Below are 20,147 nucleotides of genomic sequence, written 5' to 3' on the forward strand. Positions count from 1 at the left end.
CGCGGTGCCGCGCGGCGGCCGGAGGTAGGTCCGGACTGGCCGCGTCGGGCCGCGGCACGTCCGCCTCCCTGCGGCTGCGGCGGTTTGCGACGGTGCTCGCTCATCGAACGATTACTCCTCGGGCAGGCGCATCCGTGCGCGCCTGGAAACGGCGGCTGGTTTCCGGTCCCCCCGAAGTACGGATGTGGTCGGTTCTGCATTCATCCGTACCGCACCGGGGACGTTGACGCCCCCACGCGTCACTTGGTTCCCGGTGGTGTGCATGCCGCACAGACTACGCACCGTCAAAACCTGCTTAGCCCCGAAGTTCACCCCAAATCAGGCAACTTGATTCCAACGAATCAGTGATGTGACGCCGCTCACCATCTCCCCACTTGTCGCATCCGGAAGGCCGTTCTATCGTCTGGATGTATCGAGTCGATACATCAGCTCGGCATAAAGGCCGTCACGGTCGGACCGCGGACAGGAAGGAGGCGACGATGAGCAGACGCTCCGGCATCCTTGAGTTCGCCATCCTCGGCCTGCTCCGCGAATCCCCGATGCACGGCTATGAGCTGCGCAAACGACTCAACACGTCACTGGGTGTGTTCCGTGCGTTCAGCTACGGGACGCTCTACCCCTGCCTCAAGACGCTGGTCGCGAACGGCTGGTTGATCGAGGAGGCGGGGAACACCCCCGAGGACGCCCTTACCGCCACCCTCGCGGGACGTCGCGCCAAGATCGTCTACCGGTTGACGGCGGAAGGTAAGGAGCACTTCGAGGAGCTGCTCTCGCAGACGGGGCCCGACGCGTACGAGGACGAACATTTCGCCGCTCGTTTCGCCTTCTTCGGGCAGACGTCACGCGACGTACGCATGCGCGTACTGGAGGGTCGCCGCAGCCGGCTGGAGGAGCGTCTGGACAAGATGCGCACCTCCCTGGCGCGGACCCGGGAGCGCCTCGACGACTACACGCTTGAGCTCCAGCGCCACGGAATGGAGTCCGTGGAGCGCGAAGTGCGCTGGCTGAACGAGCTCATCGAGAGCGAGCGAGCCGGACGGGACCTGAAGGGTCCCGCCTCCGGAGGCTCGGCTCAGCAGGACAGCACATCTGGGGAGTCGGGCGGCCTGCCCCGGCTCGGGGGCGCCACCCCCGGGCCGGATCCGTCCGACGAAACCACCACATGAGGTCCAGTCAGGGCCTCACCTCGCACACACAGGGAGCAACCGGAATGGGTTCGGTTCGCGTAGCCATCGTCGGCGTGGGCAACTGCGCCGCCTCACTGGTACAGGGCGTCGAGTACTACAAGGACGCCGACCCGGCGGCCAAGGTGCCCGGCCTGATGCACGTCCAGTTCGGCGACTACCACGTCGGTGACGTCGAGTTCGTCGCCGCGTTCGACGTCGACGCGAAGAAGGTCGGCCTCGACCTCTCGGACGCCATCGGTGCCAGTGAGAACAACACCATCAAGATCTGCGAGGTCCCGAACAAGGGCGTCACGGTCCAGCGTGGTCACACCCTCGACGGCCTGGGCAAGTACTACCGCATGACGATCGAGGAGTCCGACGAGACTCCGGTCGACGTGGTCCAGGTCCTCAAGGACAAGCAGGTCGACGTCCTGATCTGCTACCTGCCCGTCGGTTCCGAGGACGCGGCGAAGTTCTACGCCCAGTGCGCCATCGACGCCAAGGTCGCCTTCGTCAACGCCCTCCCGGTCTTCATCGCCGGCACCAAGGAGTGGGCGGACAAGTTCACCGAGGCCGGTGTCCCGATCGTCGGCGACGACATCAAGTCGCAGGTCGGCGCCACCATCACGCACCGTGTGATGGCGAAGCTGTTCGAGGACCGCGGTGTCCGCCTTGAGCGCACGATGCAGCTCAACGTCGGCGGCAACATGGACTTCAAGAACATGCTGGAGCGCGACCGCCTGGAGTCCAAGAAGATCTCGAAGACGCAGGCCGTCACTTCGCAGATCCCGGACCGCGACCTGGGCGAGAAGAACGTCCACATCGGCCCGTCGGACTACGTCCAGTGGCTCGACGACCGCAAGTGGGCCTACGTCCGCCTCGAAGGCCGCGCCTTCGGCGACGTCCCGCTGAACCTGGAGTACAAGCTGGAGGTCTGGGATTCCCCGAACTCCGCGGGTGTCATCATCGACGCCCTGCGCGCCGCGAAGATCGCCAAGGACCGCGGCATCGGCGGCCCGATCCTCTCCGCGTCGAGCTACTTCATGAAGTCCCCGCCGGTCCAGTACTTCGACGACGAGGCCTACGCCAACGTCGAGAAGTTCATCAAGGGCGAGGTCGAGCGCTAGGACCCGCCACCGGTTCGGTCGTCGAGGGTCCCCGGGCATTGCGCCCGGGGACCCTCCTCGTATGTGAGGCTGTGCCCATGGCCGTCGTCCGTGACCTGCGCATCCTCCTGCGCTTCCAGGGCTTCCGCCGCCTGCTCGCCGTACGCCTGCTCTCCCAGGGCGCGGACGGCGTCTACCAGGTCGCACTCGCCGCCTATGTCGTCTTCTCCCCGGAGAAACAGACCTCGGCCGCCGCGATCGCCTCCGCGATGGCGGTCCTGCTCCTCCCGTACTCCCTCATCGGCCCCTTCGCCGGCGTCCTCCTGGACCGCTGGCGCCGCCGCCAGGTCTTCCTCTACGGCAACCTGCTGCGCGCCCTGCTGGCCGCGCTGACAGCTGTCCTGATGCTGAGCCACGTCCCGGACTGGCTCTTCTACGTCTCCGCCCTGTGCGTCACCGCGGTCAACCGCTTCGTCCTCGCCGGCCTGTCCGCCGCCCTCCCGCGCGTGGTCGACGACGAACGCCTGGTCGTCGCCAACTCCCTTTCCCCCACGGCCGGAACACTGGCGGCGACGGTCGGCGGCGGCCTCGCCTTCCTCGTACGGCTGCTCGTCGCGGACACCGACGCCGCGGTGGTGCTGCTGGGAGCCGCCCTGTACCTGTGCGCGGCCCTCACGTCCTTGCGCATGGCCCCCGAACTCCTCGGCCCCGACCGCGCGTTGACCCAGCCCCGACTGGCGACGGCACTCGCCGGCACCGCCCGGGACCTGACGGCGGCGGTACGGCATCTCGCCGCACCACAACGCAGGGAAGCAGTCTGGGCCCTCGCCGCGATGACACTGATGCGCTTCTGCTACGGCGCCCTGACCGTCCTCCTGTTGATGCTCTGCCGCTACGCCCTCTCGTCGACCCCGGACGGCGGACTGCGCCTGCTGGGGGTGGCGTTGGGGGTGTCCGGCGCCGGCTTCTTCGTGGCGGCCGTGGTGACGCCCTGGGCCGCGGGACGACTCGGCCCTGGTCGCTGGATCGCCGTGTGCGCAGCGGGCGCCGCCCTCCTGGAACCGGCCCTCGGCCTCCCGTTCACCACCGCCCCCATGCTGGCGGCGGCCTTCGTCCTGGGCCTGACCACACAGGGCGCGAAGATCGCCACGGACACGATCGTGCAGTTCTCGGTCGACGACGGCTTCCGCGGCCGCATCTTCTCCGTCTACGACGTCCTCTTCAACGTCGCTTTCGTCGGCGCCGCCGCGATGGCAGCGCTGATGCTTCCCCCTGACGGCCGCTCAGCGGTGCTGGTGCTCACCGTGGCCGTCGTCTACGGAGCGGTTGCTGCGACTATGGCCCACTTTGAGCGCCGGGGAGTGTCACATCACTGATACGGAGCCGCTCCGAGCCACGGCAGTGTCAGTGGGGGCAGGTAACTTACGGGCGTCTTATTTCGCATCATGCCGCACGCCAGCCCATGGGTCATGCCGTGCCATGCGTCCACGTTCCAGGGGGGACCCCAGTGACTACTCCGCCGCCTCAGAGCCCGAACCCATACGCCCAGGGACCGAATCCCTACGCCCAGGACCAGCAGCCCTACGGCCAGCCTCAGACACCGGCGCCCTACCCTCCGCAGGCCCAGGCCCAGGCGCCCTACCCGCCACAAGGCCAGGCTCCGTACCCGCCTCAGGGCGGCTACCCGCAGCAGCCCGGACAGCCCGGCTTCCCGCCCCAGGGCGGAGTCCCGTACGCTCCGGTCCCCCCGCAGCCGAAGCGCAAGTTCAGCCCCAAGATGATCCGGCTCGGCGTCATCGTCCTGATCGCCGCCGGCGCGGCCATCTACGGTGCCATATCGAGTCAGGACGACGCCGACACCGCAAAGGTCGGCGACTGCATGCACCGCGGCAGCACCAGCGACACCAACCCGGACCTCGAGGTCGTGAAGTGCAGCGACTCGAAGGCCCAGTACACGGTGCTCGCCAAGATCAGCGGCAAGTACTCCGAGTCGGAGGCCGACGCCAAGTGCACAGCGGCCGCGAAGGACTTCCAGTACTCGTACACCGAGAGCGGTGACGGCAGTAACTTCCTGCTCTGCCTGAAGGACTACTCGAAGTAGGGCGGATACGGCGAGGGGCGGTGTCTCATGTTTCACGTGAAACACCGCCCCTGATGCTGTCCGGGGTCATGTTTCACGTGAAACATGACCCCGTTCCACGCCCTCAGCTCTCCGAGGCCCACCACTCCTTGAGCGCGGCCACCGCCGCCTCATGTTCCATCGGCCCGTTCTCCAGCCGCAGTTCCAGCAGGAACTTGTAAGCACGGCCGATGGCAGGTCCCGGTGTGACGCCCAGGATCTCCATGATCTGGTTGCCGTCGAGGTCGGGACGGATCGAGTCCAGCTCCTCCTGCTCCTGCAGCTGGGCGATGCGCTCCTCCAGACCGTCGTATGCCCGGGACAGCGCGGCAGCCCTGCGCTTGTTCCGCGTGGTGCAGTCCGAGCGGGTCAGCTTGTGGAGGCGGCCGAGGAGCGGGCCGGCGTCCCGGACATAGCGGCGAACGGCCGAGTCGGTCCACTCGCCGGTGCCGTAGCCGTGGAAACGCAGGTGGAGTTCGACGAGACGGGAGACGTCCTTCACCAGGTCGTTGGAGTACTTGAGCGCCAGCATGCGCTTCTTGGTCATCTTCGCGCCGACCACCTCGTGGTGGTGGAACGAGACCCGGCCGTCGTTCTCGAAGCGGCGGGTGCGCGGCTTGCCGATGTCGTGCAGCAGGGCGGCCAGGCGGAGGGTGAGGTCGGGACCGTTCTCCTCCAGTTCGATCGCCTGCTCCAGAACGATCAGCGTGTGTTCGTAGACATCCTTGTGTCGGTGGTGCTCGTCGCTCTCCAGGCGGAGGGCGGGAAGCTCGGGCAGGACGTGGTCGGCCAGTCCGGTGTCGACCAGCAGGGCCAGCCCCTTGCGGGGGTGCGCGGAGAGGATCAGCTTGTTCAGCTCGTCCCGCACCCGCTCGGCGGAGACGATCTCGATCCGCCCGGACATCTCCGTCATCGCCGCGACGACCTCGGGAGCGACCTCGAAGTCGAGCTGGGCGGCGAAGCGAGCCGCCCGCATCATCCGCAGGGGATCGTCCGAGAAGGACGCCTCGGGAGTACCCGGGGTCCGCAGCACCCGGGCCGCGAGGTCGTCGAGACCGCCGTGCGGATCGATGAACTCCTTCTCCGGGAGCGCGACAGCCATCGCGTTCACCGTGAAGTCACGCCGGACGAGGTCCTCCTCGATGGAGTCGCCGTACGACACCTCGGGCTTGCGCGAGGTGCGGTCGTACGCCTCGGACCGGTAGGTAGTCACCTCGATCTGGTAGCCGTCCTTCTGCGCCCCGACCGTGCCGAAGGCGATCCCGACCTCCCACACGGCGTCCGCCCACGGCCGGACGATCTTCAGTACGTCCTCGGGCCGTGCGTCCGTCGTGAAATCCAGGTCGTTGCCGAGCCGATCCAGCAGCGCGTCCCGGACCGAGCCGCCGACCAGGGCGAGAGAGAACCCGGCCTCCTGGAAACGGCGGGCGAGGTCGTCGGCGACGGGAGCCACGCGCAGCAGCTCGCTCACCGCGCGGTGCTGCACCTGGCTCAGGGCACTGGGGTTGTCTTCGTTGGCGTTCGGCACAACAGAAAAGGGTACGTGGCCCCGGCCTCCGCGAGCGCCTCCATTAAATGTGCGCGGACATGTCCCCCGATACCCGCGCAAGCGCCGCCCTTACGACGTACACGAGTGCTCCCTCTTTATACGGGCGCATACAGGACGATCCGCCGCTGTTCTCCGATCTTGTGGACCAGTCCGCGGCACTTCCCCTCAGCGCGCATCGTTACCATGCGTGGACGCACATTGCGACGACCACTGACGATGACGAGGGACGGGCGAGCGCGTGGCCGAGGCGGCAGACTTCCAGGGGACGAGTCCCTCACCTGCCCGCCGGTGGCTGCGGCGCACCGGCGCACTGCTCGCCGGGGCGCCTCTGCTGGCCGGCCTCCTCCAGCTGTCCGCTGTCGCACCCGCCAGTGCGGCCGAGCAGACGTCCGCGAAGGCCGCCTCCGGTTCGCAGACGGTGTCCATCTCCCTGGACACGCTCAGCCCCAGCATCCCCACGGACGGGGACACCCTGACCGTCTCCGGGACGGTGACCAACAACGGCAAGCAGGCGGTCACCGACGCCCATGTGGGCCTGCGCCTGGGCCAGGCGCTGAGCACCCGTTCGGCGATCGACAGCGTCGCCAAGCGCACCGACTTCATCCAGGGCGTCGACGGCTCGGAGGTCGGCGACAAGTACACCGAGCAGTTCTCCAAGCTCACTCCGGGCGTCGCCGAGCCCTTCACCCTCTCCGTGCCGGTCGACAAGCTGGACCTCGGTGACGACGGCGTCTACCCGCTCGGCGTCTCGCTGTCCGGCCAGACCTCGGCGCAGCCATGGGAGCAGGTGCTGGGCATCCAGCGGACGTTCCTGCCGTGGCAGCCCGACGAGGCGGACACGAAGACGAAGACGACATATCTGTGGCCGATCGTCTCCAGCGTCCACATGACGGCGCAGACGGGTTCCAACGAGCAGCAGACGCCGGTCTTCCGCAACGACGACCTCGCCAAGGAGATCGCCCCGGGCGGTCGCCTCGACCAGATGCTGTCACTCGGCAAGGATCTCGACGTCACCTGGGTGATCGACCCGGACCTGCTTGCCTCCGTCGACGCGATGACCCGCAGCTACAAGATCCAGGGGGACGGCGACACCACGACGACGGGCACCCACCAGGCGGTCGCCAAGGCGTGGCTCGCCGAGCTCCAGTCGGCGGTGGCTGACAAGGAGGTCGTAGCCCTCCCCTTCGCCGACCCGGACCTGGCGTCCCTCGCCCACAACGGCACCAGCGTCACCGGCTCGCTGAGTCACCTCAAGGACGCCACGGACGTCGCCGCGAGCACCGTGGAGACGGTGCTGCACGTGACGCCGACCACGGACTTCGCGTGGCCGGTGAACGGTGCCGTGGACCCGTCGATCATCAAGGTCGCCACGTCGGCCGGCGCCGACAAGGTGATCGCCCGCAGCGACAGCTTCCAGGAGACCGGCGGCCTGTCGTACACGCCCTCCGCGGCCCGCCCCATCGGCGGCGGTACGACGGCTGTGGTCGCGGACGCACGGCTCTCGACGGCGTTCGAGGGCGATCTGACGAAGGCCGGGGCCGCCACGCTCGCCGAGCAGCGTTTCCTCGCCCAGAGCCTGGCTCTCGACCTGCAGACGGACAAGCAGCGCAGCATCGTCGTCGCCCCGCAGCGGATGCCGACCGGGAGCCAGGCCCAGACGATGGCCGAGGCGCTGACTACCCTCCAGGGCAGCACCTGGTCCGAGTCGCAGGATCTCGCCGCGGCGGCCAAGGCCAAGCCCGACCCGAGCGCCACCACGAAGATCCCGTCGTCCTCCTCGTACCCCTCCTCACTGCGCAAGCAGGAGCTGCCGAAGGCGGCCTTCGAACAGATCGCGGCCACCCAGGACAGGCTCGACAACTTCCGGGTGATCCTCACCGACGAGTCCCGGGTCGTGACCCCGTTCGGGCGGGCCATGAACCGTGAGATGTCGACGTCGTGGCGGGGACAGGCGGGCGAGGCGGCGAACTTCCGCCAGAGCGTGCTGGATTATCTCGACGACCTCACCAACCAGGTGAAGCTGATCGACAAGTCCGAGACCAAGCTCTCGGGCCGCAGCGCCACGATCCCCGTGACCGTGCAGAACAACCTGGTGCAGGGCGTCGATCACCTGGTCCTGCGCCTCACCTCGACGAGCCCCACGCGCCTGAAGATCGGCGGCAAGGCCTACACGGAGCAGCGGGTCACGGTCAACGGCGGGCACAGCCAGTCCGTGAAGTTCACCACCTCTGCCAACGCCAACGGCAAGGTGACCGTGATCGCGCAGCTGTACACGGAGGACGGCCAGGAGTACGGCCAGGCCGTCAGCTTCGACGTGAAGGTCACCGAGGTCACGGCCACCGTCATGCTGGTCATCGGCGGCGGTGTCCTGCTCCTCGTCCTCGCCGGCTTCCGGATGTACACCCACCGCAAGCGCGCCGTCGCCCGCCAGGCGGAGGAAGAGGGTCCCGACGGACCCGACGACGGGGCGGCCGAGGAACCCGACGGCCCGGAGAACCCCGAAGGCCCCCAGGACCGTCTCAAGGAGGAGTCCGGCACTCCGTCCCGGGCAGACGACCCGGAGCACCCGAGTGACCCGACACCGGACACCGCACCGGAAAGCGCCGACCCGTCCGGCACGGGTGAGAGAGTGGACCGTTGAGCGATGTCGTGGCCGGTGGGCCCGGGGACGATGAGGTGGGGTAACCATGAACGCGCCGTACGACGGTGACCGCGGTCAGGGCGCGGGCGGCTCGGGCTACCCCGAGGGCCCGCCGCCCGAACACGGCCAGGTGCCGCCGCAGCCCCCCGCGGACATGTACCTCCAGGACGCCTATGACCAGGACCCCTACCGGGCGCAGGACCTCTCCGCTCAGGACCCGGTCGCCGAGGCGCTCTACGACCGTGCCGCCCACCCCCCGCCGCCTCCGGGCACGTACCAGCCGCAGCCTCCGCTCTACGCACAGCCGCCCCAGTCCCCGTACGCCCCCGACCCCCGTGTGTGGGCACAGACCCCGGCGCCCGAACCGGAGGGCCCGACCCAGTACCTGCCCTACGGCGACGACGCCCGGACGACCCAGTTCGTGGGCGTGGACGACCTGGTGACCGGGGCCGGCGAGGAGCACCACGAGCCGGACGCGTTCGCCCATCTCTTCCGGGACCAAGGCCAGGGCGGCGGACGTCCGCCGATGGACTCCCCGGCAGTCCCCGGCCCGTCCCCGGCACCGTCCTCGGGCCCGCCGCCGATGTCCGACGCCACGATGCAGCTCACTCCCACGGCGCCGGCACCTGCGCCCGCAGCCGCCCCCAAGAAGGGCGGGAAGGCCTCCGGCCTGCTGAAGTCGAGCGCCGTGATGGCGGCGGGCACGATGGTCTCCCGCCTGACGGGTTTCGTCCGCTCCGCGCTGATCGTCGCGGCGCTGGGCACGGCTCTCCTCGGCGACACCTTCCAGGTCGCCTACCAGCTGCCTACGATGATCTACATCCTGACCGTCGGCGGCGGCCTCAACTCCGTCTTCGTGCCGCAGCTCGTGCGCGCCATGAAAGAGGACGACGACGGCGGCGAGGCATTCGCCAACCGTCTGCTGACCCTGGTCATCGTGGCGCTCGGAGTGCTGACCGCGCTGGCGATGTTCGCGGCACCTCTCCTGGTCCGCCTGCTGTCGGTGAAGGTCGCGAGCGACCCCGCGGCCGACAGCGTCGCCATCACCTTCACCCGCTACTTCCTGCCCTCGATCTTCTTCATGGGCATCCACGTGGTGATGGGCCAGATCCTCAACGCCCGCGGCAAGTTCGGCGCGATGATGTGGACACCGGTCCTCAACAACGTCGTCATCATCGTGACGCTCGTCATGTTCCTCTGGGTGTACGGCACCTCGGCGGACTCGGGCATGGGGGTCCAGAACATCCCGCCGGAGGCCCAGCGCCTCCTGGGCATCGGTGTTCTCCTCGGTCTGGTCGTCCAGGCTCTGGCGATGATCCCGTACCTGCGCGAAACAGGGTTCAGGCTGCGGCTGCGGTTCGACTGGAAGGGCCATGGCCTCGGCAAGGCCGCGATGCTCGCCAAGTGGACCGTCCTCTTCGTCCTCGCCAACCAGGCGGGTGCCCTCGTGGTCACCCAGCTCGCCACCGCGTCGGTCGCTGACACGAACATCGCCGGAACCGGGTTCAGCGCCTACGCCAACGCCCAGCTCATCTGGGGTCTGCCGCAGGCCATCATCACGGTGTCCCTCATGGCCGCCCTGCTGCCGCGCATCTCCCGCTCGGCCGCCGAGGGCGACGGCGGAGCCGTCCGTGACGACATCTCCCAGGGGCTGCGCACGACCGCCGTCGCGATCGTGCCGATCGCCTTCGGCCTGCTCGCCCTCGGCATCCCGATGTGCACCCTGATCTTCGGCTCCTCAGGTACCGGTGCGGCCACCAACATGGGCTTCATGCTGATGGCCTTCGCCCTCGGCCTGATCCCGTACTCGGTGCAGTACGTCGTCCTGCGTGCCTTCTACGCCTACGAGGACACCCGGACGCCGTTCTACAACACCGTCATCGTGGCCGCGGTCAACGCGGGTGCCTCGGCGGCCTGTTACTTCGTGCTCCCGGCCCGCTGGGCCGTGGTGGGCATGGCGGCCTCGTACGGCCTCGCGTACGCGACCGGCGTCGGTGTCGCCTGGAACCGGCTGCGCAAGCGGCTGAACGGCGACCTGGACGGCGCTCGCGTGCTGCGGACGTACGCTCGGCTCAGCATCGCCTCCGTGCCGGCCGCACTGCTCAGTGGTGCGGCTTGCTACGGGATCGGTCATACGCTCGGCCAGGGGGTCGTCGGCTCGTTCGCCGCCCTCCTGGTGGGCGGTGCCGTACTGCTCGGAATCTTCTACGTCGCGGCCCGACGCATGCGCATCGAGGAGCTCAACTCCCTCGTGGGCATGGTGCGCGGGCGCTTGGGGCGTTGAGGCGGGGGCACACGCACAACCATCGTCCGCCGCTGTGTGTCGTGCATAGCGGCAGACTGTGGGCACAATTGGTTTCGGCGTCGAACAGCGTGCAACGGATGGGGAGGCAGGAGCGACGGTGGCGGAACGGAGCACGGCTGCCGTCGACGTGGCAGACAACAGCGGCGACGAGCCGCTGACCGCCAAGGCGGACCAGTCCACGGCCGACGGGGTGGCCCAGAACCCGGAGCGGGACACGGAGAGCGACAAGGCACAGGGGAGCGGCGGGATCGAGGAAACCGAGAAGGCCTCGCCTCCCGAACTGCACAGCGGTCACAAGCTCGCCAGACGCTATCGCCTCGAAGAGTGCGTCACCCGTCTGGACGGCTTCAGCAGTTGGCGCGCGGTGGACGAGAAACTCCGCCGTGCCGTCGGCGTCCACATCCTCCCCGCGGACCATGCGAGGGCCCGCTCCGTGCTGGCTGCGGCACGTTCCTCGGCGCTGCTGGGTGATCCCCGCTTCGTCCAGGTCCTGGACGCCGTGGAGGAGAACGACCTCGTCTACGTCGTCCACGAATGGCTGCCCGACGCCACGGAACTGACGGCTCTTCTGGCACCCGGCCCGCTGGAGGTGCACGACGCCTACCAGATGGTCAGTCAGATCGCCTCGGCCATGGCCGCCGCGCACCGCGAGGGCCTCGCCCATCTGCGCCTGAACCCGAACGCGGTGCTGCGCACCTCGTCCGGTCAGTGGCGCATCCGCGGTCTGGCCGTCAACGCCGCGCTGCGCGGCATCGGTTCGGACACCCCGCAGCGCACGGACACGGAGGCGATCGGCGCCCTGCTGTACGCGGCGCTCACCCAGCGCTGGCCGTACGAGAGCGACGCCTACGGCCTGTCCGGGCTGCCCAAGGGTGTCGGTCTCATCGCCCCCGACCAGGTGCGTGCGGGTGTCCACCGCGGTCTGTCGGAGCTCGCCATGCGTGCGCTCGTCAACGACGGTGCCACGGCCTCCCGGCACGAGTCGGCGTGCACCACGCCGGAGGAGCTGGTGAAGGCGATCGGCGAGATGCCCCGCATCCGCCCGCCGGAACCCGCGTTCACCGCACCACCCGAGTACCAGCGCACGACGTACCAGCAGGGCACGTACGGCCGCCCGTCGCCGCCCGGTGCCACCCAGGTTCTGCCGCCCCCACCGCCCCCGCTGCAGAGCCGCACCGGCAAAGCCCTCAAGTGGGCTGTGTCCGCACTGCTGATCGCCGCACTGGGCTTGGGCAGTTGGCAGCTCGCCGACGCGCTCATGGACCAGGGCAACAAGTCCGAGGACACGAAGCAGACGCAGACGACGGACGGGAACGACAAGAGCGGCGACAAGACCAAGCCGCTCAAGACGCTCGCGATCCAGGGCGCCCAGGAGTTCGTGGCGAAGGGCGACGCCCAGCATCCGAACGACGTCGACAAGACCTATGACGGCAAGGCATCGACGTACTGGCGGACCTCCAGCTTCATAGGGGGCCCGGTGCTCGCGCCGTACAAGCCTGGCGTGGGCATCGTCTACGACCTCGGTTCGGCCCAGACCGTCTCCACGGCGGCCATAGGGCTCTACTACAGCGGCGATCACACAACGGTGAAGCTCTACGCGGCCGATTCACTGTCGCCCTCCTCGCTGGACTCCATGACGCAGATCGGCAACGTCACCACGACCGGTACCAGTGCGACGGTGAAGGTCACCAAGCAGGTGAAGAGCCGGTACGTTCTTGTCTGGCTCACCGCTCTGCCGCACGCGGACAGCGACCAGTACAGCGACGCCGGCTACAAGCAGGCCATCACCGACGTGAAGTTCACGGGCTGACGTCTCACCGGAGGGGGAGGGGGTCCGATGGCGGAAGGCGCCGGATACGACGGAACAAGCGATCAGGATCTGCTCGCCCGCCATGTCGAAGGCGACCCGGACGCCTTCGGTGAGCTCGTACGGCGGCACCGGGACCGGCTCTGGGCCGTGGCCCTGCGCACGCTGGGAGACCGCGAGGAGGCCGCTGACGCGGTCCAGGACGCCCTCGTCTCCGCCTACCGGGCCGCCCACACCTTCCGCGGCCAGTCGGCCGTCACGACCTGGCTGCACCGCATCACGGTGAACGCCTGCCTGGACCGCGCCCGCAAGGCCGCCTCCAGAAAGACGTCTCCGGTCGACGACACCGAGCGCCTGGAACAGCTGCTGGAACCGCACGAGTCGGCTTCGGCTCCCGCGGAGCGCAATGACCTGCACCGCCAACTGCTGGAAGCCCTGGGGACCCTCCCGCCCGACCAGCGCGCCGCCCTCGTCCTCGTGGACATGCAGGGCTACCCCGTCGCGGAGGCCGCCCGCATGCTCGATGTGCCGACCGGCACGGTGAAGAGCCGCTGCGCCCGCGGAAGAGCCAGACTGCTGCCGTTGCTCACCCATCTACGGCCGGAAAGAGCCGGTGACGGCAAGGAACCGGGCGCCGGACGGAACCGGGCGCAGGGGACATCCGTCCCACCGGCAGCGGGACCTCGCGATGGAGGTCCCAAGGATGCAGGGCCGAGCGATTCAGCTGCTGTGAAGGGCGGAGGTGGGCGAGCGTGACATCCACGACAGACACGGCCGGGCACCCGGACGTCGCGGAGATCTCCGACCTCACCGAAGGGCTTCTCCCGCCGTCCAGGGGTTCCGAGGTACGACGGCATCTGGACGAGTGCGAGCTCTGTGCGGACGTCCACGACTCGCTGGAGGAGATCCGGGGTCTGCTGGGCAGCATGCCCGGCCCGCCGCGCATGCCCGCCGAAGTCGCGGGCCGTATCGACGCAGCCCTCGCCGCGGAGGCCCTACTGGGTTCCACCACCCCTGAGTCCCTGGCCGCGCCGACATTGGTCAGCTCGCCCCGAGCCACATCGGGCGAGGGCAGCGAGCACACCGAGGCGCATGTTTCACGTGAAACATCGCTGACGTCCGACCGCCCGTCAGGACACGCACACGCGGCAACCGGTCCCGGACGCAACAAGGAACGCAAGGAGCGGAACCGAGGCGGACGCCGCGGCAGGATCGTCCTGGGAGCCGTGTTCACCGCGGCCGTTCTGGGAGCCGGCTCCCTGTTCATCCAGTCGCTGGGCGACCACACGTCGTCCGACACGGCTCAGGGGAACCCGACCAGCTCTGCGGACACCTTCTCCAAAGGGAAGCTGGAGAGCGAGGTCTCGGGTCTCCTCTCCACCAAGTCGTCTACGAGTCAGGGCGCCAACAGTGAGAAGCCCTGGAACGTCGCGTCCGACCCCGGCGGCGCGGAGTCTTCCACCAAGACTCCCAAAACCCTGATCCAACCGTCCGGCTCCATCCCGGACTGCATCCGGCAGGGCGTCGATCGTGGCAACACAGATGTCCTCGCTTTCAAGAAGGGCACCTACAACGGGACCGCCGCCTATCTCGTGGTGCTCCCCGACGCCTCCGACAACAGCCGGGTCACGGCCTACGTCGTCGACGCGGCCTGCGTAAGCCGTCAGACATCCACTCCTGGCAAGGTTCTTCTGACGCGGTCGTTCCCGCATTCCTGACTCCGGACTCCTCCTCTCCGTCCGCCGTGGCGATCCCCTGCCGCGCGCCGTCTCCGTGTGCCCGGACACAGCGGGAATGCGGGCCCCGTAGGATCCGTTGGGTGGTGTGGAGGCTCCGACAGGGGACTCCCGCCGGTCGTACTGACGCAGTCCAGAGACGAGGAACCAAGCCGTGAGCGACGTCCGAAACGTGATCATCATCGGCTCCGGGCCCGCCGGCTACACGGCGGCGCTCTACACCGCGCGCGCGTCGCTGAAGCCGCTGGTGTTCGAAGGCGCTGTCACCGCTGGTGGCGCGCTGATGAACACCACCGAGGTCGAGAACTTCCCGGGCTTCCAGGACGGCATCATGGGCCCCGAGCTCATGGACAACATGCGCGCCCAGGCCGAGCGCTTCGGTGCCGAGCTGATCCCGGACGACGTGGTCTCCGTCGACCTGACCGGTGAGATCAAGACCGTCACGGACACCTCGGGCACCGTGCACCAGGCGAAGGCTGTCATCGTCACCACCGGCTCCCAGCACCGCAAGCTGGGCCTGCCGAACGAGGACGCGCTCTCCGGCCGGGGTGTCTCCTGGTGTGCCACCTGTGACGGGTTCTTCTTCAAGGACCAGGACATCGCCGTCATCGGTGGTGGCGACACGGCGATGGAGGAGGCGACCTTCCTCTCCCGGTTCGCCAAGTCCGTGACGATCGTCCACCGCCGGGACAGCCTGCGCGCCTCCAAGGCAATGCAGGAACGCGCCTTCGCCGACCCGAAGATCAAGTTTGTCTGGGACAGCGAGGTCGCCGAGATCGAGGGCGACCCCAAGCTCGCCGGCCTCAAGCTGCGCAACCTGAAGACCGGGGAACTCTCGGACCTGGCGGTGACGGGCCTGTTCATCGCGATCGGCCACGACCCCCGCACGGAGCTCTTCAAGGGCCAGCTGGACCTGGACGGGGAGGGCTACCTGAAGGTCGAGGCGCCCTCGACCCGCACCAACCTGACCGGCGTCTTCGGCGCCGGTGACGTCGTCGACCACACCTACCGCCAGGCGATCACCGCTGCCGGTACCGGATGCTCCGCCGCTCTGGACGCCGAGCGCTTCCTGGCCGCTCTCGCGGACGAGGAAAAGGCAGAGCCCGCGAAGACCACCGTCTGACCCCCATCCTCCCCACCGCACGATCAAGTTAAGGAGCCCGCCGTGGCCGGCACTCTGAAGAATGTGACCGACGCTTCCTTCGACGAGGACGTCCTCAAGAGCGACAAGCCCGTCCTGGTGGACTTCTGGGCTTCCTGGTGCGGTCCGTGCCGCCAGATCGCTCCGTCCCTCGAAGCCATCGCCGCCGAGCACGGCGACGCGATCGAGATCGTCAAGCTCAACATCGACGAGAACCCGGCGACGGCCGCCCGTTACGGCGTCATGTCCATCCCGACCCTGAACGTCTACCAGGGTGGCGAGGTCGCCAAGACCATCGTCGGCGCCAAGCCGAAGGCCGCGATCCTTCGCGACCTCGACGAGTTCATCGCCAGCAAGTGATGTTTCACGTGAAACCGTGTTTCACGTGAAACACGAAGGGGCCGACTCTCCGGAGTCAGCCCCTTCGCTTTAGAGCGGTCGAAGCGCTGGTTCCTTCTGTACGGCTCCCAGCAACCGGTCGAGCGCCATCTCCACGTCTTCCTTCCAGGAGAGCGTCGTACGCAGCTCCAGCCTCAGCCGTGGATAGGCGGGATGCTGACGGACCGTCTTGAAGCCCACGGCGAGCAGATGGTCGGCGGGCAGGACGCAGGCGGCCTCTTTCGCATGGGCATCGCCGAATGCTTCGATCGCCTTGAAGCCGCGCCGCAACAGATCCTTGGCCACGGTCTGCACCATGACCCGGCCTAGTCCCTGTCCCTGGTAGCCCGGCATGATGAACGACGTCATCAGTTGCACGGCGTCCGGTGACACAGGACTCGTGGGAAACGCCGTCGAGCGGGGGACGTAGGCAGGGGGCGCGTAGAGGACGAAGCCCACCGGCACGTCATCGACGTAGACGACGCGGCCACAGGAGCCCCAATCCAGGAGGACTGCGGAGATCCAGGCTTCCTTCTCCAGGGCCGCTGTGCCCGCCTTTACCGCGGCTTGCCCGCTGACGGGGTCCAGCTCCCAGAAGACGCACGACTGACAACGGTTGGGAATGTCCGGGAGGTTGTCCAGCGTGAGCGGTACGAGCCGACGCCCCATGAAGGCTGATCCTCGCTTCCTTCGCCCGCAGCGCCACGGGCGGCTGTCAGAGCGCTGCGTTCCCTGAGCAGACTGCCGACGAACCCGCCGACCGCCCCCAGGCCGAGACCCGCGCTCAGCAGTCCGGTGCGGCTCACCGTTCGCATGGCCCCCGCCTCCCCTAAGAGGTGCTGCCAGGTGGATGCGCCATACCCAAACGCATCGTATCGATGATGCGATTGCATCGATACCGACAGAAAGCAAAGAGCGGGCCGCGTTCCGGTACACACCGGACACGGCCCGCTCTGCTGGTCGGACGGACAGGACGCCTGCCGTCGGCAGGTCGGCTCAGGCCTCGTCCTCCGAGTCGTCGTCCAGCAGACTCCTCTGCAGGACCGGACCCTCGCCCGGAGCCAGCGAACCGAGGATCCGCTCAAGGTCCTCCATCGAGGCGAACTCGACAGTGATCTTGCCCTTCTTCTGGCCCAGGTCGACCTTCACCCGGGTCTCGAACCGATCCGAGAGACGTGTAGCGAGATCGGACAGCGCCGGGGAGACCAGGGCGCCGGCCCGCGGCCCCTTGGAGCGCTGAGCGGTCTGGGGACGCGAACCCATCAGGGTCACGATCTCCTCGACGGCACGCACCGAGAGCCCCTCGGCCACGATCCGGTGAGCCAGCCTGTCCTGCTCCTCCGAGTCGTCGACGGAGAGCAGCGCCCGTGCGTGTCCGGCGGAGAGGACTCCAGCGGCGACACGGCGCTGGACCGACGGCGAGAGCTTCAGCAGACGCAGGGTGTTGGAGACCTGCGGACGCGAACGCCCGATGCGATCCGCCAGCTGGTCGTGCGTGCAGTTGAAGTCCTTGAGCAACTGGTCGTAGGCAGCCGCCTCTTCGAGCGGGTTCAGCTGGGCGCGGTGCAGGTTCTCCAGGAGCGCGTCCAGGAGAAGCTTCTCGTCGTCCGTGGCCCGCACGATCGCCGGGATCGCCTCCAGGCCGGCCTCACGGCAGGCCCGCCAACGCCGCTCGCCCATGATGAGCTCATAGCTCGTCGGACCGATCTGCCGTACGACGACAGGCTGGAGGAGACCGACCTCCTTGATGGAGGTGACGAGCTCTTGCAGCGCGTCCTCGTCGAAGACCTCACGCGGCTGGCGCGAGTTCGGCGTGATGGAGTCGAGAGGTAGCTCGGCGAAGTGGGCACCGATGGGAGGCGCGAACGTCTCCACGGCGCCGTTCGACGACGGCTCCTCCATGTCGTAGGAGACCGGCGGCAGCGTGGCGACCTTCGCCGCGGCCACCCCCCGGTCGCCGGTGATGACCGGAACAGCCGTCGGGGAGGCGGAACCCATGGCAGCCGGAGCTACCGCCTTCTCCCCGGTCGGGGCTGCGGGGATCAGTGCGCCGAGCCCACGGCCCAAACCCCTCCGTCGCTCGCTCACTGAATGCCCTCCACCATGCTCTGGTCGCTCTGAGCGCCGATGTGCGCATGCGGTGCGTCGTAGCTGACGCCCACACCCTTCAGCGCGATTTCCCTTGCTGCCTCAAAGTAGGAGAGGGCACCGCTCGATCCGGGATCGTAGGTCAGTACCGTCTGCCCATAACTCGGCGCCTCGGAGATACGGACCGAGCGGGGAATGCTCGTCCGCAGCACCTCGTCGCCGAAGTGACTGCGCACCTCGTCCGCGACCTGGGACGCGAGACGCGTCCGGCCGTCGTACATGGTGAGCAGGATGGTCGACACATGCAGGTTGGGGTTGAGGTGCCCCCGAACCAGGTCGACGTTGCGGAGCAACTGTCCGAGGCCTTCCAGTGCGTAGTACTCGCACTGGATCGGGATGAGAACCTCCGCGCCGGCGACCAACGCGTTGACCGTCAGCAGGCCGAGTGAGGGCGGACAGTCGATGAGGATGTAGTCCAGGGGCTGCTCGTAGGCCTGAATCGCCCGCTGCAGCCTGCTCTCTCTCGCCACCAGGGACACCAGCTCGATCTCCGCACCGGCGAGATCGATCGTGGCAGGGGCACAGAAGAGACCCTCGACATCGGGGACCGGCTGCACGACCTCGGAGAGAGGCCGGCTGTCGACCAACACGTCATAGATGGAAGGGACTTCCGCGTGGTGGTCGATCCCCAGTGCAGTGGACGCGTTGCCCTGTGGGTCGAGGTCGACCACCAGAACACGGGCACCGTGCAGTGCCAGCGAAGCGGCAAGATTGACGGTCGTCGTCGTCTTACCCACCCCGCCCTTCTGGTTGGCGACGACCATGATGCGGGTCTGCTCAGGGCGTGGCAGGCCCTCGCCGGCACGACCTAGGGCTTCCACCGCCAGTTGGGCAGCACGACCGATGGGAGTGTCGTCCATAGGGGGTGGTGTTTCACGTGAAACATCCTCCCCCATCGACTCGGTACGGGGACCGGGGACCGGATCGGTCATCGGTCCCGCGATGTTGGCGTCGGACCGCAAGGATTCACTCTCCTCGACTTCAGGCTCGCAATGAACAGAGCCTCCCATGTCTTCAGGGTCGTGAACCAGTGAGGCCTGTTGTTCTGTGGAGAATTCCACCTCTGTGGACAACTCCGTGCCCTCTCCGAGTGATCCGAGAGGCTTCCGGTCGCGGGGTTCGGCCGCGGCGCGGGTGCGACCGATGATGCCGTGCAGCAGTGAGCGACGTTTCACGTGAAACACGATGCACAGCAGCTGAGGCCGAACTGTCGCGACACTCCGGCATGCGTAGTTTTGGCAGCTTGTGTGGAGTAAGTCTCAACGACGCCGACGTGTACGGCCCGTACGAGCCGCCTTGGCCCGCTTCGCCGCGAAACGAACCCCGCCGGGGCTCTCTCCGACCTCGACACGCACCACCGTGGACAGCGGATCGACGATGCCTTCGCCGACATGCAGGATGGACGTCTCCACGGCTCCGAGCTTGCTGAGCACGGTCCCCGCACTCTTGAGCTCCTCCTCGGCCGTGTCCCCCTTGAGGGCGAGCATCTCGCCGTAGGGACGCAGGAGCGGGATGCCCCAGGTGGCCAGTCGCTCCAGCGGAGCCACCGCCCGGGCCGTCACCACATGGACCGGCTGCAGGGTGCCCATGACCTCTTCGGCACGCCCTCGCACGACGGTGACGTGGTCGAGGCCCAGGAGTTCGACGACCTCAGTGAGGAAGGTCGTACGGCGCAGCAGCGGTTCGAGCAGAGTGATCTTGATGTCCTCACGGACCAGAGCCAGCGGAATGCCCGGGAGGCCGGCGCCGGAGCCGACATCGCAAACCGTCACTCCGTCCGGCACGACCTCCGAGAGGACCGCGCAGTTCAGCAGGTGCCGTTCCCACAGGCGGGGCACCTCACGTGGGCCGATCAGACCGCGCTGCACACCAGCGTCGGCGAGCAGTTCGGCGTACCGGACCGCGTCCTCGAAGCGATCGCCGAACACCTCGCGCGCCTGCTCGGGCGCGGGGGGAAGCTCCGCTGCCTCCGTCACGGGGGACCGTCCTTCCGTACCGCAAAAGCGCCTTGGGCGCTGACCACCAGGACCACCAGAACTACAGGACTATCA

At 68.1% G+C, this 20,147-nt stretch carries 16 protein-coding genes; 11 read left to right on the top strand and 5 right to left on the bottom strand.

Annotation, left to right across the window (positions count from 1 at the left end):
- Positions 1-479 precede the first annotated feature (479 nt).
- From ACGFY9_RS00580 to ACGFY9_RS00595, 4 genes are all read left to right on the top strand, one after another.
- The gene (locus tag ACGFY9_RS00580) at positions 480-1,166 is read left to right on the top strand and encodes a PadR family transcriptional regulator (protein ID WP_393750529.1); all 687 of its coding nucleotides are present in this window, start codon (positions 480-482) and stop codon (positions 1,164-1,166) included.
- Between the two features lie 44 nt (positions 1,167-1,210).
- Positions 1,211-2,293 carry an inositol-3-phosphate synthase gene (locus ACGFY9_RS00585; RefSeq protein ID WP_393750531.1) on the top strand — a complete coding sequence of 361 codons (1,083 nt, stop codon included), beginning with the start codon at positions 1,211-1,213 and terminating at the stop codon, positions 2,291-2,293.
- 77 nt (positions 2,294-2,370) lie between these two features.
- Entirely contained in the window at positions 2,371-3,648 is a 1,278-nt protein-coding gene (locus ACGFY9_RS00590; RefSeq protein ID WP_393750533.1) for an MFS transporter, read from the top strand.
- Between the two features lie 131 nt (positions 3,649-3,779).
- The gene (locus tag ACGFY9_RS00595; RefSeq protein ID WP_393750535.1) at positions 3,780-4,373 is read left to right on the top strand and encodes a hypothetical protein; all 594 of its coding nucleotides are present in this window, start codon (positions 3,780-3,782) and stop codon (positions 4,371-4,373) included.
- A gap of 103 nt (positions 4,374-4,476) precedes the next feature.
- Here ACGFY9_RS00595 and ACGFY9_RS00600 read toward each other — a convergent pair whose 3' ends face one another.
- Positions 4,477-5,919: a CCA tRNA nucleotidyltransferase gene (locus tag ACGFY9_RS00600; protein ID WP_393750537.1), complete on the bottom strand. Its 1,443-nt coding sequence runs from the start codon at positions 5,917-5,919 to the stop codon at positions 4,477-4,479.
- A 259-nt stretch (positions 5,920-6,178) separates the two neighbouring features.
- Here ACGFY9_RS00600 and ACGFY9_RS00605 point away from each other — a divergent pair, with 259 nt between their 5' ends.
- The 7 genes from ACGFY9_RS00605 (at position 6,179) to trxA (ending at position 15,930) form a co-directional block, all read left to right on the top strand.
- The gene (locus tag ACGFY9_RS00605; RefSeq protein ID WP_393750539.1) at positions 6,179-8,581 is read left to right on the top strand and encodes a DUF6049 family protein; all 2,403 of its coding nucleotides are present in this window, start codon (positions 6,179-6,181) and stop codon (positions 8,579-8,581) included.
- A gap of 46 nt (positions 8,582-8,627) precedes the next feature.
- Complete coding sequence (gene murJ, locus ACGFY9_RS00610) at positions 8,628-10,865, top strand: murein biosynthesis integral membrane protein MurJ (RefSeq protein ID WP_393750541.1); 2,238 nt, start codon at positions 8,628-8,630, stop codon at positions 10,863-10,865.
- Between the two features lie 118 nt (positions 10,866-10,983).
- Positions 10,984-12,696 (top strand): protein kinase family protein, encoded by a 1,713-nt coding sequence (locus ACGFY9_RS00615; RefSeq protein ID WP_393750543.1) that lies wholly within the window; start codon positions 10,984-10,986, stop codon positions 12,694-12,696.
- Between the two features lie 27 nt (positions 12,697-12,723).
- Positions 12,724-13,449: an RNA polymerase sigma factor SigM gene (gene sigM, locus ACGFY9_RS00620; RefSeq protein ID WP_033285742.1), complete on the top strand. Its 726-nt coding sequence runs from the start codon at positions 12,724-12,726 to the stop codon at positions 13,447-13,449.
- A complete protein-coding gene (locus tag ACGFY9_RS00625) occupies positions 13,446-14,411 on the top strand; it encodes an anti-sigma factor family protein (protein ID WP_393750545.1) in 966 nt (321 codons plus the stop codon). The genes sigM and ACGFY9_RS00625 overlap by 4 nt, the downstream gene beginning before the upstream one ends.
- A 172-nt stretch (positions 14,412-14,583) precedes the next feature.
- Positions 14,584-15,552: a thioredoxin-disulfide reductase gene (gene trxB, locus ACGFY9_RS00630; protein WP_393750547.1), complete on the top strand. Its 969-nt coding sequence runs from the start codon at positions 14,584-14,586 to the stop codon at positions 15,550-15,552.
- 42 nt (positions 15,553-15,594) lie between these two features.
- A complete protein-coding gene (trxA, locus tag ACGFY9_RS00635) occupies positions 15,595-15,930 on the top strand; it encodes a thioredoxin (protein ID WP_327402795.1) in 336 nt (111 codons plus the stop codon).
- A 69-nt stretch (positions 15,931-15,999) separates the two neighbouring features.
- Here trxA and ACGFY9_RS00640 read toward each other — a convergent pair whose 3' ends face one another.
- The 4 genes from ACGFY9_RS00640 to rsmG all read right to left on the bottom strand — a co-directional run bounded on the left by ACGFY9_RS00640 (position 16,000) and on the right by rsmG (position 20,072).
- A complete protein-coding gene (locus tag ACGFY9_RS00640) occupies positions 16,000-16,617 on the bottom strand; it encodes a GNAT family N-acetyltransferase (RefSeq protein WP_393750549.1) in 618 nt (205 codons plus the stop codon).
- Between the two features lie 327 nt (positions 16,618-16,944).
- Positions 16,945-18,036 (bottom strand): ParB/RepB/Spo0J family partition protein, encoded by a 1,092-nt coding sequence (locus ACGFY9_RS00645; protein ID WP_393750551.1) that lies wholly within the window; start codon positions 18,034-18,036, stop codon positions 16,945-16,947.
- Entirely contained in the window at positions 18,033-19,106 is a 1,074-nt protein-coding gene (locus tag ACGFY9_RS00650) for a ParA family protein (RefSeq protein ID WP_078532690.1), read from the bottom strand. Before ACGFY9_RS00650 ends, ACGFY9_RS00645 begins: the two co-directional genes overlap by 4 nt.
- A gap of 249 nt (positions 19,107-19,355) precedes the next feature.
- Complete coding sequence (rsmG, locus tag ACGFY9_RS00655; protein ID WP_019055150.1) at positions 19,356-20,072, bottom strand: 16S rRNA (guanine(527)-N(7))-methyltransferase RsmG; 717 nt, start codon at positions 20,070-20,072, stop codon at positions 19,356-19,358.
- Positions 20,073-20,147: the final 75 nt, after the last annotated feature.

Source organism: Streptomyces sp. NPDC048504, from assembly GCF_043200035.1.
GTDB lineage: Bacteria > Actinomycetota > Actinomycetes > Streptomycetales > Streptomycetaceae > Streptomyces.

Bases quoted from the DNA above. Each gene is read 5' to 3' on its own strand.
- ACGFY9_RS00585 (WP_393750531.1), top strand. From the start codon at position 1,211: ATGGGTTCGGTTCGCGTAGCCATCGTCGGCGTGGGCAACTGCGCCGCC.
- ACGFY9_RS00580 (WP_393750529.1), top strand. From the start codon at position 480: ATGAGCAGACGCTCCGGCATCCTTGAGTTCGCCATCCTCGGCCTGCTC.
- ACGFY9_RS00640 (WP_393750549.1), bottom strand. From the start codon at position 16,617: ATGGGGCGTCGGCTCGTACCGCTCACGCTGGACAACCTCCCGGACATT.
- murJ (WP_393750541.1), top strand. From the start codon at position 8,628: ATGAACGCGCCGTACGACGGTGACCGCGGTCAGGGCGCGGGCGGCTCG.
- ACGFY9_RS00590 (WP_393750533.1), top strand. From the start codon at position 2,371: ATGGCCGTCGTCCGTGACCTGCGCATCCTCCTGCGCTTCCAGGGCTTC.
- sigM (WP_033285742.1), top strand. From the start codon at position 12,724: ATGGCGGAAGGCGCCGGATACGACGGAACAAGCGATCAGGATCTGCTC.
- ACGFY9_RS00650 (WP_078532690.1), bottom strand. From the start codon at position 19,106: ATGGGAGGCTCTGTTCATTGCGAGCCTGAAGTCGAGGAGAGTGAATCC.